This is a genomic window from Vibrio sp. JC009, assembly GCF_029016485.1.
Classification (GTDB): Bacteria; Pseudomonadota; Gammaproteobacteria; order Enterobacterales; family Vibrionaceae; genus Vibrio.
In genome coordinates, this window is sequence record NZ_CP092106.1 from 2,547,957 (window position 1) to 2,561,590 (window position 13,634).

Genomic DNA, 13,634 nt, shown 5'->3' on the forward strand with positions numbered 1-13,634 from the left:
CTTTTCTTTTTCTGACAAATTTCTGACAAAACTCTCTCCCCTGCCCCCCTGTCAAAGCAACGTTTCCATCAGGATGAACTAAACTAATAGTACGTAGTTTTCTTCAGATATGTACGCTATGAACAGACACTCTTACACCAAAAATCGTTATGGCCCTGCAAGACAGAGGGGCTTAATAACCATCTTTCTTGCTGTTGGTATGGTTTTTATCCTTGGGATGGTCGGCCTGGCCGTTGATACCGGTACGGCGTACTCAGATTATCGTCAGGCTCAGACAGCTGCGGATGCCGCTGCAATGGCTGCAGCCTATGAGATTTATGAAGAACATACAGATGAAGATATAACAGGCTACGGATTAGCAGAAGCCGCTGCTAACGGTTTTACCGACGGTGATGGCGGTATAAGCGTTTCTGTCAATAACCCGCCGACATCCGGCTTTTATGCCGGAAATGATGATTTTGTGGAAGTGATCATTTCCGACAACTCACCAACCGTTTTCCTGAGCGTGCTGGGATTTAATACCTTTAATTACAGTGTCAGAGCAGTGGCAAATGGCGCTATTACGGGCGCAGCCCTGAACTGTATTTATGCTCTGGCTCCTAATTATGAAAAAGCCATGCATGTTACCAGTGGCTCAACACTCAACGGTAACTGCGGCGTACATGTTAACTCCACCGACAGCAAGGGCCTTTATGTAGACGGCTCCTCAATGATAGCGTCTGACGTCAATGTTGTTGGCGGAATAGATGGCAAAAACAATATTACCTGCTCTGAGGATCCAAGCTCAGATGCCTGTATAGACGATGACGCCGACCCTATCTCTGACCCTCTGGCCGACCTGGATCCGCCAAGCGTGGATTACAACAACACTGCCTGCCCATCCAATGGAGGAGCAGATAACAAGTGCAGCTCCAGTAAAGAGTCATGCCGGGGAAAAGCAGATAGCGGCCGGTACGAACCATACACCATAGAAAACTCAGATGACACCATTGAGCCTGGGCTGTATTGCGGCGGTATATTTGTAAAAGATGTGGAAGTCACCATGGAACCAGGCACTTATATCCTGCGTGGGGGTGGTCTGGTAGTCGATGGTGATGACGGTAAGATCTCAGGCGATGGCGTATTTATCTACAACACCTGTGAATCTGAATGTGACGGCAATGAGTCTGACTCCAAAGATTTCTGGTCGCTTGAGGTTAACTCGGGCAACATAGAACTGACCTCATGCTCTCAGGCAAGCAGCAGTAGCTGTGAAAGTGAGATTGACGAAGCTTACCAGGGCATGATCTGGTTCTCAGACAGAGAGTCGCCAGAGACTCCAAAGCCTCAGGACAAACCAGCTAACTCCATCAACTCAAATGCTGCTTCCATACTCAGCGGTACCTTCTATGCTCCTCACCAGTTCCTTGAGCTGTCCAGTGGCTCGGCGTTAGGTCCCAATCAGGTCGGCCTTACCGGTGTAGACTCAGTATTTATTGCCAAGTTCGTTGAAGTCTCCAGTGGCTCCGTCTTCAATATTACCTACCCTGCTGGTAGCGGCGGTGGATCCGGTGGCGGCAGTGGCGGATCAGACCCTTACACTGAAATCACCTTAGTTGAATGAGTAAGGAGTGCATATGATGTTAAAAAGACAAAAAGGTCTGGCAGCGACTGAACTGACCTTAGCGCTTCCGATAATTCTATTTATTTTGCTCATTGCAATAGACTACGGACGGGTGGCCTTCGAGGTCATTACCACCTCAGGAGCAGCCAGAGCCTCCGCAGCCTATGGTGCTTATCAGCAGGTTGATTTAAGCTCAGCTATCGACGAAGCCGCAATAAAAACAGTAGCTCAGGGAGAAGCAACCAACCTGACCATTCATTCCGGTGAAACAGATGCAATAACCACTCAGGTTGAAAGGCTTTGCCGCTGCTACGATCCTACTATTTTTGCTGAAAACAAAACATTTCTTGAGCCAACGGCAGCTGCATGCACTGCGGCTTGCAGTGAACATCTGGAGGTTTATATCCAAACCACAACAACCAGAACCTTTAAAACCATATCCGGTTTTCCTCTGCTACCTAAAACTCTTACTTTTACTCGTGTTGCCAGAATGAGGGCTCAGTAATGCGTCGATATATGGGAAATATTTACAAAAAAGCTCAGAAAGGGATCGCTATCGTAGAGTTTACAATCGTATCGGCAGCTTTTATCTTTCTTCTGTTTGCCGTCGCAGAAGGTGGCCGCTATATCTACAGCTACAATAGTGTAGCTCACGCAGCCAGAGACGGAGCCAGATATGCTTCTGTCAGAGGAAGTAACGCCGCTTTAGACAGTTTGCGTGCTTCAGATGCCCCGGCAACTCAGTCTTCGGTAGCCAGTTACCTGAGTCAGAAATCACCGCTGGGAAACCTCTCCGTCAGCGTAAACTGGGAAACGATTAATAAAGATCCCGGAGAAGAGGTATCCGTTACCGTCTCCTACAACTTCACATCCTTTATGCTGCTATTTAATTCAATAACACTAACCAGCACGGCAACCAGCACGATTTACTTTTAATGACCCCTTCATAACCAAAAACGGAGCCAGGCAGCTCCGTTTTTTACTATGCGTTATTCCACTGAATCTGATAGGTGGAAGCGGTGTAATATTTCAAACCTACTTTTCAGGGAAGAAAAGTTGGAGCGTACATGGATGTATTTACAGCGTTTTGAAATATTACGCCGCTTTCACCTGTCCGCCCAAATTACACCAACTAAAAAAGTAACCAGACTTCTTGTGGCTTACCTAATTAATGCTCACGCGTTGCACGGAAATCCACATCAGGGAAACGCTCTTTCGCAAGGTTCAGGTTCACCATAGTCGGCGCAACGTAAGAAAGGTTATCACCACCATCCAGTGCCAGATTCACCTGATTCTTACGCTTAAACTCTTCAAGCTTCTTCTCATCGTCACACTCAACCCAGCGGGCTGTTGCCACGTTTACACTCTCGTAAATCGCTTCCACGTTATATTCAGACTTAAGACGGGCCACAACCACATCAAACTGAAGCACACCAACCGCACCAACAATAAGATCGTTATTCTGCAGCGGACGGAATACCTGAACCGCACCCTCTTCCGAAAGCTGAACCAGGCCTTTAAGCAGTTGCTTCTGCTTCAGAGGATCCTTCAGACGAATACGACGGAACAGCTCAGGCGCAAAGTTAGGGATACCAGAGAACTTCAGAGACTCACCCTGAGTAAAAGTATCACCAATCTGAATCGTACCGTGGTTATGCAGACCGATGATGTCACCCGCATAAGCGTTCTCAGCACGGGAACGGTCACCCGCCATAAAGGTTACCGCATCTGAGATATTAATCTGCTTACCAAGACGAACATGGTTCATCTTCATGCCCTGCTTATAGGTACCAGATACGATACGCATAAATGCAATACGGTCACGGTGCTTAGGATCCATGTTTGCCTGAATCTTAAATACAAAACCAGAGAACTTCTCTTCTTCTGCTTCCACTTCACGCTCGTTTGCCTTACGTGCAAGCGGTGCCGGAGCCCATTTTGTCAGGCCGTCAAGCATATGGTCCACACCAAAGTTACCCAGTGCAGTACCGAAGAATACCGGCGTCAGCTCGCCAGCCATAAAGAGTTCCTGATCAAACTCATGAGAAGCACCCAGCACCAGCTCAAGCTCATCGCGAAGCTGCTCAGCCAGATCCGCGCCAACCGCTTCTTCAAGCTCAGGGTTGTCCAGACCTTTGATAATACGCTCTTCCTGAATCGTATGACCCTGACCCGTTGCATACAGAATCGTTTCGTCACGGTGGATATGGTAAACACCCTTGAACTCTTTACCACAACCGATCGGCCATGAAACAGGTGCGCAGGCAATATTCAGTTCGCTCTCAACCTCATCCAGCAGCTCCATAGGATCACGGATATCACGGTCAAGCTTGTTCATAAAGGTAACGATCGGCGTATCACGCAGACGGGTAACTTCCATCAGCTTACGTGTACGATCCTCTACACCTTTCGCAGCGTCAATAACCATCAGACAGGAGTCAACAGCGGTAAGTGTACGGTAGGTATCTTCCGAGAAATCTTCGTGCCCCGGAGTATCCAGAAGGTTTACCAGACAATCATTGTATGGGAACTGCATTACAGATGTGGTTACCGAGATACCACGCTCTTTCTCCATTTCCATCCAGTCAGATTTCGCGTGCTGGCTTGAGCCGCGGCCCTTAACTGTACCCGCAGACTGTATTGCGCGTCCGAACAGCAGTACTTTTTCAGTAATCGTTGTTTTACCCGCATCCGGGTGAGAGATGATAGCAAAAGTCCTTCTAGAGCTTATTTCATCTAGCATTTTGGCATTTGTCATTTTAGTAAATCTCAACATATGTACACATGCATGTACATATTTCTTTCGTATGTTGGAATAGCAAAAAAAATTTTGGCGCAACTATACCAAAATGAGGTCATCAATTCATTTGCTATCTTAAGTTAGCTCTATTTTTCAAGTTAAACCCGTTCACATTGAATAAAACGCTTTAGTGTTAGACTTGAATAATAGACGCTTACAAATAGAGCAAATGCTCAGTGATAGTGCATAAATTAAAACATGGACAAGATAACGCACTGTAATTGAGAGATATCATACTGAAAACGTCTCTATGCCCGTCACCTGCCTATAATAAGTACGCGGCAACAAGATCTTGCGCAAGATTTAATTCTGTCAACATAATTCATTTCCATAAAATACCCTCACCCCAAGCACTCCATGCAACACAATATCGCAAAAAGCACCATTACCGTGCGCTCACTCATTGGAAAGCATTAATTTAGTGCAAAGACTTTACTGGCGCACTATTTAGGCCCAACAAAATAACCATACAAATCAACACAATAGAGACAATGGAATTCATAGGCACGAATGTTGCTCTTACGCTGCATTATTGTGACAAAGATAACAAAATGGACTTGGTATGAATCTGACACAGAGCGAACTACGCTGGCTGCCCTTACTGGGGAAAACAGGTAAATTAGCAATGCGCAAAGCCTGCTACCTTAACAGGACGAGGAAAAGTGAACTGGAACAAACCTTTGAGAATATTGCCCAGACCCGGGTTAACCTGCTTCAAAACTGGGCCAGCAACCAGTGGTCATTTTTAAACAACGCTGCACTCTATCTCTCCAGTAAGTCACCTGCCGAGCGAGATAGTACTCTGAAACGCCTGGAAGGGCGGGGAAAGGATTTCTCCGAATTATTTATCGTTGATAGCAGGGGCAAAACTATCCATTCATCTCACAGTGCTCACATCGGTAAAATGATAGCTAATGATAAAGCTCTTGAGCAGGGACGTAGTGAACCATACCTGCATGGCCCGTATGTTGACGACAGAACTCTTTCTGTTGGCCCATCAAGTTCGAAATTCCACGATGCAGTAACACTGATGTTTTATCAGCCGTTTGGTGAAGAAGGTGAAGAACAGGGTTGCCTCTGTGGCCGGGTGCCTAACGATGTGATTGGTGACATTATTCAGCGTGAAGCGGGACACATCTACAGTGAATCGGGCGACAACTACCTATTTATGGTCGATTCCAGACACGATACTAACATTAAACCGGGTACAGCGCTTTCCCGCTCAAGGTTTGAGGACGATACCTTTTCTCACGGAGAAAACCTGAAACAAGGGGTGAATACCGATTATGGTGTAGTTAAGGTAAGCAAACATACTGAGTTTGAGATTATTTTCACAGATCCGGCTACCAACGAACTTCACCCTGGGGTAAGGGAGACAATCAAAAACGGTCAAAACCTATTTATCGAGTATCCTGGTTATTCCGACTACAGGCATATTCCGGTTATCGGTAAAGGTGTCACCTTTCAGTTACCGGGTTCTCCAGACCGCTGGGGTATGATGTGTGAATCGGACCTGGAAGAGGTTTATCGTCACCGCAGCCTTTCTTTTTCGCAGACCATGCATTTTGCATTTGGCGTCATGGCGGCCGCGTTCCTTCCGCAACTGCTAGCCCACTACTTTACTCTTCCTGATTTTGTTTTATGGGGGACTACCGGACTTATTTGTCTGCTTATGACCTTTATCTTCAAACAGATGAGCGCAAATCCCTTATCCCAACGGGTTGAGCAGATGACTAATGTTATCCGTACGCTTGCGGAAGGAGATGGCAATCTGACACAAAGGCTGGATCCTACATTCCTGAGAGCTGATGAAATTGGAGGGCTCGGCCGCTGGACCAACAGCTTTATTGACAATCTGGAAGGCGTGATGACCGAACTGGTTTTTGCAAGTAAAGAGGTAGACCGGGTTTCAGAGTCTATGTTCCGCCGTAGTCAGGTTCTGACAAGTGCCAGTCAGGATACCTGCTCATCCATTGACGATATGCTGACACTCAGTAAAGGACAGCAGACAGATATTGAGAGCGCAAACCAATCGGCAATTAAGATGGACAGAGTGATGCAGGAAACCATCAACGATGCAGCAAAGGACTACCAGAGAGCGGTAGAGAACGCCAATGGCATCAAAGATATCGTTGAAGCGTCAGCACAAAGTGTGAATGAAGTGAATTCCGAAATGGAGAAAATCACGGACATTGTTGACATTATTACTGAAATAACCGACCAGACAAACCTACTGGCACTGAACGCTGCAATTGAAGCAGCCAGAGCAGGAGAGCATGGCCGGGGCTTCTCTGTTGTTGCAGACGAGGTGCGTACGCTGGCCGATAAAACATCTAAAGCGGCTAATAATATCGGCAGCATGTTGCAGAAGCTTCGTCAGCAGTCCCAGACAGCCGTGAGTTATATGCAGCAGGGCATTGAAAATGTGGAGAACAACGCCCTGATGGTGACTGGTGCAGAGGGCAGTGAAACCTTACACAGCACGGTAAATGAACTGTTCAGAATAATCAATGGAATAGCTCAGACCAGCATTGAACACGGCAAAACAGTCGATCAGGCTCAGGTATCTTCCGAACAGTTAATTGTCTCATCACAACAGCTTACCCGTCGGACAACCCTAATGCAGAACGCACTTAACCGACTTGAACAACTAGTGGGCAGATTCGAAATTGCTCACGCTCGTTAACTGGCCAAGCCAAGATAACCTAATGATTAATAATCAAGTTAACTCTCAGGCACATAAACAGTACCTGAGTTTTTCCCTCATGCGGAAAGAGCTCCGTATATAACACAAAGAGCAGAGAATGAAAGGTACAAAGCACACTGATAATTCGTTTAAGTCCAGGCTTATGGATGTAGTAACCGGAAATATTGAGTTATCACCATCATTGCATTCATCCTGTGTTCGTAATGGCACTATTTCGGATATGTCTGCGGATGAAAAGTATTTGTTATTCTTCTCTATAGTTAACCAGAGTTCGAATGCAGTGGTTATCACCGATGATCGTAAGCGTATCGTCTACGTAAACAAAAAATTTGAGCAAATGAGTGGCTACTCATCTGATGAGGTGTTGGGAAAAAATCCCAATATTCAGAAATCAGGAAAAACGCCAGCTAGAACATATCAGGAAATGCATCGTAATCTTAAAGCAAAGGAATGCTGGAAAGGCGAATTGATAAATCGTCACCGCAATGGTAACGAGTATATTGAAGAAGCGGTTATTTCACCGATCACCAACTCCTGTGGCGATATCATCTGCTTTCTTTCGGAAAAAAAAGACATCACCACCCAGAAAGAAGCTGAAAAAAGTGTCAGGAAATTGATGCATTACGATAGCCTGACCGGGATACCTAATCGGGCTTATTTTCTTAAGGAAGTTGACCGGTTGACAGGTATGCCCCGCATTGATGAAAACCGCTTCTCTGTACTGTTTATCGACCTAAATCACTTTAAGGAGCTTAACGATACCTACGGCCACATTGCAGGAGATAAAGCACTGCAAAAAGTTGCCGAACGAGTACAGCAAATCATTCCGTTAGGGGACTTTGTTGCGAGAGTCGGTGGCGATGAGTATGTAGTTGTCCACAAAAATGCCGATGAGACATCAACCGCTCAGTTGGCAAACAAAATTGCTGACTCATTCAACTCACCAATTGTGATCCACGATAAAAATAACTTTCTGGGAGTCAGTATAGGTTCTGCCATGTGGCCTCTTGATGGGCTATCAATCAAAAAGATACTAATCCGGGCTGATATGGCAATGTATAACAGCAAATTAAACAGCCAGAGTTATACAGCATACACTGATGCACTGGGCAGAATTTATGGCAGAGAATTTAAGCTGGCAAGAAAACTTGACCAGGCGATACAAGGCAACAACCTATCATTGGTTTACCAGCCAAAAGTGAATCTTCAAACAGGAAAAGTGGATGGAATGGAGGCATTACTCAGATGGGATGATCCTGAGCTAGGCTTTATCAGTCCTGCTGAATTTATTCCTGTTGCTGAGAAGTACAAGAAGATGACATCCATAGGTAACTGGGTGCTGAAAGAGGCCTGCAGACAGCTCCATCGTTGGAAGTCTGAGCAAAAAGAGTTCAGTGGTCGTATTGCAGTTAATATCTCTGTACAGCAGATAGAAAACTCGAACTTTTATGAAAACATGTTAAGTATACTGTATGGACAAAACATCTCCCCGTCGATGATTGAGTTAGAGGTTACCGAATCTCTGCTGATTAGTGACCCAGACCGGGTTATGTCCCTATTCGACAAACTAAAATCAGCCGGATTTAGTATCGCAATTGACGACTTCGGTACAGGTTACTCATCACTGGCATACCTGAGAAAAATTAAAGCTGATACCTTAAAAATCGATAAGTCCTTCATTGATAACATTACTTACGATAGCCATGACAGAGCTATTGTAAAGTCAATTATCGAGCTAGGGCATAACCTAGGCCTGTCTGTTATCGCCGAAGGAGTGGAAACAAAGGCCCAGTTAAAACTTCTAAAGCAACTGGGGGGTGATGAGGCACAAGGGTACCTATTTTCTAAGCCTCAATCCGCTTCAGAAATATTCCCGCTAAAGAATCACCGAAGCTTCATCAGTAAAACTCTGGAAAAACGTTTTATGGCTATAAAACCGGAGCTAAGTCTCACGCATATTCCACTCCAGCGACTAAGTTTATATTGATAAGCAAATGTAAAATAAGGGAGCGTTATGGACAAAAAGATTGTTGACTACCTACAGGTATTAGACAGGAGGCGTTTCCTTAAACTTGGCGTCGGTGCAGGCTTGCTCACCATGCTTCCCTATGAAAAAGCAGCCGCTGAGAAATATTTCACCTCCGCCAGCATCCTGATTATTGGTGCCGGCGCTGCTGGTATTTCCATAGCCAACCGGCTCAATAATTCACTGGACGGGGCAAAAATTACCATTGCCGGTGCCCGCATTCCTCACCTTTATCAACCCGGTCTGACTCTGGTGGCCTCCGGAGTCTGGCATAAAAGCCGCGTAATAACCCAAACTAAAGAGTGGCTGCCGGATAACGTTAACTGGGTAGCCAAAGATGCGCAGGAGTTCGACCCCGATAATAAACGAGTCACCTTAACCGATGGTCAGATACTGAATTATGACCTTTTGATTATCGCCACCGGCTGCCAGCTAAATTATGACCAGATAGAAGGCATGTCCACCGACCTTATCGGTAAAAACGGTATTGGCAGCGTATACGCCGGGCCGGATGCAGCCGCCAACACCAATAATATGCTGACTCAGTTTATCCATAAGGGACAGGGCAAAGCGATCTTCACCCTGGCAAATACACCGATAAAATGTGCCGGTGCGCCGTTAAAACTCACCTTTACCTCTCTGGACAGATTTGAACAGAGCGGTAAGCGAAAGAATATGGACGTCAGCTTTGTCAGCCCATATAAAAACAGAGTCTTCTCCGTCCCCTTCTACAATGAATTTGTCCTGAACCGCTGGAAAGAACAGAAACTTGATTTTATGGACGAGCGGGTTCTCACCGGCATTGACGCCGGCAACCGGACCGCAACTTTCACTTTTCCTGATGCAAGCACCAAAACTCAGGAGTTCGACTTTATCCATGTTGTACCGCCAATGAGTGCGCCAGACGCCATTCGCAACAGCGAACTGGTATGGCAAAGCGGGAAGATGGCAGGTAATTGGGTCGAAGTGGATCAATACACAATGCAGCACCTCAGATATCCGGAGATATTTGCGGCCGGTGACGTGGCCGGGATACCTTTTGGCAAGACCGCAGCCAGTGTTAAAAAGCAGGTACCTGTAGTTGAAGCCAACGTACTTTCATTTCTGGCAGATAAAGATCTTAGCGCCAAATTCGACGGCTACACCTCCTGTCCGCTGATCACCGCCATCGGCAAGGCAATGCTGGCAGAATTTGGTTATGGTGGTGAGCTGATGCCTTCATTCCCGTTTATCTCACCAAAAGAAGAGTCCTGGGTAGTCTGGATTATGAAAGAAAAAATGCTGCAACCCGCCTATTACGCAATGTTAGACGGCAAGGTTTAAAGGAGGAGTTATGTCAGTTGAAAGCACCATTATTATTATCCTTTATAGTCTGAAGCCCTATTGGTGGGCCGTCGCTGCATTTATATTGCTTCCTATTCTTTGCTATGTGTTCAGGCCAACGACCTTCTATATTCCGGGTAACATCTCTGTCGTTATCGGATTCGTTGTCGGTATCATTGCTGCCTTCGCAACACCGTACCTGACCTACTCAGGATTTGCCTATGTCGACGCCATTGTGGACTGGGTAGCCATAGGCGGAGTGATCCTGGGAGCCACCTTCTATATCTGGCTAAACCTGCAATTACTGTCCAAAGATTAGCCTCGATATAGCTCACATAAAGATCCTCTGAATGAGGATCTTTTTTGATCGTCCTCACAAAATTACATGATAATGGCATTATAATGCGATTATCATTTAACTCACACATCAGGACTGGGCGATGTTTGCTATTCTCGAAGCAAAGCATTCTGGTTTCCTCAACCAAAAATACTGGCTACAAAATATTATCTCCGGCGTTATTGTTGGCGTGGTTGCTCTGCCACTGGGCATGGCTTTTGCCATTGCATCGGGTGCCAAGCCTGAGCAGGGAATTTATACCTCTATTGTTGCCGGTATCATGGTTTCTCTTTTTGGCGGCAGCCGCTTACAGATAGCCGGGCCTACCGGTGCTTTTATCGTGGTTTTGTCAGGAATTACCGCAAAGTACGGAATAGATGGTCTCCAAATCGCTACCATGATGGCCGGGGTGATTCTGGTATGCCTGGGACTTGCCCGGATGGGAGCGGTAATCAAATATATTCCTGCCCCGGTAATCATTGGCTTTACTTCAGGCATTGGAGTAACAATATGGATCGGTCAGTGGCGCGACTTTTTTGGTCTCCCGGCGATTAGCGGTGAACATTTTCACCAGAAGATCCTGCATCTGTTCTCTGTGCTTCCGCAGTTCGACAGCACCACGACTCTGCTTGCCGGCCTTTCTCTGTTTCTGGTTGTGTTTGGTGGCCGTATTCCCGGTTTAAGTAAAGTTCCCGGCCCGCTTATTGCCCTGATTTGCGGCACGCTTATCCAGTATTTTTTCGAGTTTGAGTCGGTCAGAACCATAGGCTCTGCCTTTGGCGGGATCCCTCAGGGTCTGCCTGAGCTGAGCTTTCCCGCATTTAATGATGCACACATCATTGAACTGATTGGTCCGGCATTTACCATCGCTATGCTGGGCTCCATTGAGTCGCTGCTGTCTGCCGTAGTCGCAGACGGCATGGCGGGAACAAAGCATAACTCGAATCAGGAACTGGTCGGACAGGGGCTGGCAAATATCGCCGCTCCTCTGTTTGGCGGCTTTGCGGCAACCGGAGCAATAGCAAGAACCGCAACCAACATCCGCAATGGAGGCAACAGCCCGGTCTCCGGCATAATTCACTCAGTGACTCTGGTACTGATACTCCTGCTGCTGGCACCGTTAGCGGTTCATATTCCGCTGGCAACACTCTCAGCCATACTGTTTGTGGTTGCCTGGAATATGAGTGAAGCCAGACACTTTATAAGAATTGTAAAGCAGGCCCCCAGAGCCGATGTCTCCATCTTATTGATCACCTTTTTCCTGACGGTATTTGCCGATCTGGTCATTGCGGTCAACATCGGGGTTATTCTGGCTACGCTGCACTTCTTAAGAAGAATGGCAGCCAGCGTGGAAGTGAAGGGTGGCTCAGATAAAGGGATTTCAAGGCAGCTAAAATATCACGGTATTGAGAAACTACCTGAAGGTCTGCTTGTGTACGCCGTTGACGGTCCCTTCTTTTTTGCAGCAGTGGATCAGTTTGAACATGCGCTGTCGGTTACACAGACAGAGCTGAAAACCGTGGTTATTGATCTTCAGCAGGTTCCGTTTATGGATATCACCGCCATTCAGACACTTGAGGATGTGATTAAGCAGCTGAAGCTGAAAGGCATTACCGTCCGCCTTTCCGGCGCAAACGCCAGAGTATCGAAAAAACTGCATAAGGCAGGTGTACTGGAACAGGTAGGGCTGGAAAACCGGTTTACGGAACTAAAGGCAGCGGTTAACGCAGGTTAACCGCCCGCCAGAATTCTAGTTTTTCACCTGAGGATTATTCACCGCATCAGTTTGTCCGTAGTCAACACCGTGTTTATTCAGGTAATCACGAATTAGCTGACGGACAACCTGAGACGGCGTGATATCCTGAGACGCACACAGCTGCTCAAGGGCTTGTTTTTTCTTCGGGTCGATAAGGACAGTAAGTCGGGCGCTTTTATTTTCCATTATAAGATCTATCAGTTATTACCATTCGATTATCATTTAATTATCATGCTTAACCGGGAAAAAACAAGTAGCTCATGATAATGGCGTCTTCTTTTCCGTTTTTAGCCGGATAGTAATCCCGTCTTCTGTCGACTTCATTAAACCCGGCTGAATCATAAAGCGCTATTGCTCTGGCATTGCTTTCCCTCACTTCAAGCCAGGCACTTTCTGCCTTTTGTGACTCGCAGTATTCAAGAAAACCGTCCAGCAATTCCCGGCCTATGCCCTGCCCCTGCTTTTCAGGGTTAACGGCAATATTTAGCAGAGTGACTTCGCCCACAATATTCTGGGCATAGAAATAACCAAGCACATTGTCCCTGTTGTCGACCAGCACGTGATGACAACCGCCACGGCTTGAAAGATCGTTAATCAGAGACTGAGACCAGGGATGAGTATGGGCAAGCTTTTCGATTTGCCAGACCTGAGGCAGATGCGCTTGCTGCATCGGAATAAGTTTATGAGTCATAGGAACAGATCTGCTGCCACAATGCTCTGCGCAGCTCTACATTACCATCAATTTCGTTTAACAGAGGAGAGGTGAGGATATTGGCCTCTTCCAGCGGGCTGGCTTCACATCCGGAAAACCAGACCCACTTCAGGCCACCTGACTGAATCTGATTTAGCTGGTGCGGATAAATGTGTCTGGCCTGATCCAGCGTCAGCTTAATGCTCTTGAGCACCTTTTCAAACATAACCACGATCTCGCCTTCCGGCTTTTCCGGAGAGACCAGCAGTAACCTGCAGTTTTCATCAAGCACAACAGGGGCGGCTTCATAGCCCTCTATTCGTTCCGGGTGTTCAAGAGTCCAGGAGTCAATACCCATTTCCGCCAGATAACTCTGGGTCTTTCTTGTCAT

General features: G+C 46.6%; 12 protein-coding genes. 8 read left to right on the forward strand and 4 right to left on the reverse strand.

Translation table 11 applies throughout. The features are described from left to right. The first annotated feature begins 118 nt into the window (after positions 1–118). The 3 genes from L3Q72_RS11315 to L3Q72_RS11325 are packed head-to-tail and all read left to right on the forward strand — an operon-like array spanning position 119 to position 2,539. Positions 119–1,603: a pilus assembly protein TadG-related protein gene (locus L3Q72_RS11315; RefSeq protein WP_275130055.1), complete on the forward strand. Its 1,485-nt coding sequence runs from the start codon at positions 119–121 to the stop codon at positions 1,601–1,603. Between the two features lie 13 nt (positions 1,604–1,616). Next, complete coding sequence (locus L3Q72_RS11320; protein ID WP_275130056.1) at positions 1,617–2,108, forward strand: TadE/TadG family type IV pilus assembly protein; 492 nt, start codon at positions 1,617–1,619, stop codon at positions 2,106–2,108. Beyond that, entirely contained in the window at positions 2,108–2,539 is a 432-nt protein-coding gene (locus L3Q72_RS11325) for a TadE/TadG family type IV pilus assembly protein (RefSeq protein ID WP_275130057.1), read from the forward strand. The genes L3Q72_RS11320 and L3Q72_RS11325 overlap by 1 nt, the downstream gene beginning before the upstream one ends. A gap of 232 nt (positions 2,540–2,771) precedes the next feature. Here L3Q72_RS11325 and prfC read toward each other — a convergent pair whose 3' ends face one another. Beyond that, entirely contained in the window at positions 2,772–4,361 is a 1,590-nt protein-coding gene (prfC, locus tag L3Q72_RS11330; RefSeq protein ID WP_275130058.1) for a peptide chain release factor 3, read from the reverse strand. Positions 4,362–4,965: 604 nt separating this feature from the next. On the opposite strand from prfC, the gene L3Q72_RS11335 reads away from it, so the two are divergent. From L3Q72_RS11335 to L3Q72_RS11355, 5 genes are all read left to right on the forward strand, one after another. Further along, complete coding sequence (locus tag L3Q72_RS11335) at positions 4,966–7,089, forward strand: methyl-accepting chemotaxis protein (RefSeq protein WP_275130059.1); 2,124 nt, start codon at positions 4,966–4,968, stop codon at positions 7,087–7,089. 118 nt (positions 7,090–7,207) lie between these two features. Then, the gene (locus L3Q72_RS11340; protein WP_275130060.1) at positions 7,208–9,097 is read left to right on the forward strand and encodes a GGDEF domain-containing phosphodiesterase; all 1,890 of its coding nucleotides are present in this window, start codon (positions 7,208–7,210) and stop codon (positions 9,095–9,097) included. Positions 9,098–9,124: 27 nt separating this feature from the next. Then, positions 9,125–10,459, forward strand: a complete 1,335-nt coding sequence (locus L3Q72_RS11345; RefSeq protein WP_275130061.1) for an FAD/NAD(P)-binding oxidoreductase — start codon at positions 9,125–9,127, stop codon at positions 10,457–10,459. A 10-nt stretch (positions 10,460–10,469) separates the two neighbouring features. Beyond that, positions 10,470–10,778 carry a hypothetical protein gene (locus L3Q72_RS11350; protein WP_275130062.1) on the forward strand — a complete coding sequence of 103 codons (309 nt, stop codon included), beginning with the start codon at positions 10,470–10,472 and terminating at the stop codon, positions 10,776–10,778. A 121-nt stretch (positions 10,779–10,899) separates the two neighbouring features. Then, the gene (locus tag L3Q72_RS11355; RefSeq protein ID WP_275130063.1) at positions 10,900–12,531 is read left to right on the forward strand and encodes a SulP family inorganic anion transporter; all 1,632 of its coding nucleotides are present in this window, start codon (positions 10,900–10,902) and stop codon (positions 12,529–12,531) included. A gap of 15 nt (positions 12,532–12,546) precedes the next feature. Here the strand turns inward: L3Q72_RS11355 and L3Q72_RS11360 are convergent, their stop codons facing one another. From L3Q72_RS11360 to L3Q72_RS11370, 3 genes are read right to left on the reverse strand one after another with little or no spacing between them, the layout of a single operon-like run. Continuing rightward, positions 12,547–12,738, reverse strand: a complete 192-nt coding sequence (locus L3Q72_RS11360; protein WP_275130064.1) for a ribbon-helix-helix protein, CopG family — start codon at positions 12,736–12,738, stop codon at positions 12,547–12,549. Positions 12,739–12,787: 49 nt separating this feature from the next. Further along, entirely contained in the window at positions 12,788–13,243 is a 456-nt protein-coding gene (gene rimI / locus L3Q72_RS11365; RefSeq protein ID WP_275130065.1) for a ribosomal protein S18-alanine N-acetyltransferase, read from the reverse strand. After that, entirely contained in the window at positions 13,233–13,634 is a 402-nt protein-coding gene (locus tag L3Q72_RS11370; RefSeq protein WP_275130066.1) for a DNA polymerase III subunit psi, read from the reverse strand. The genes rimI and L3Q72_RS11370 overlap by 11 nt, the downstream gene beginning before the upstream one ends.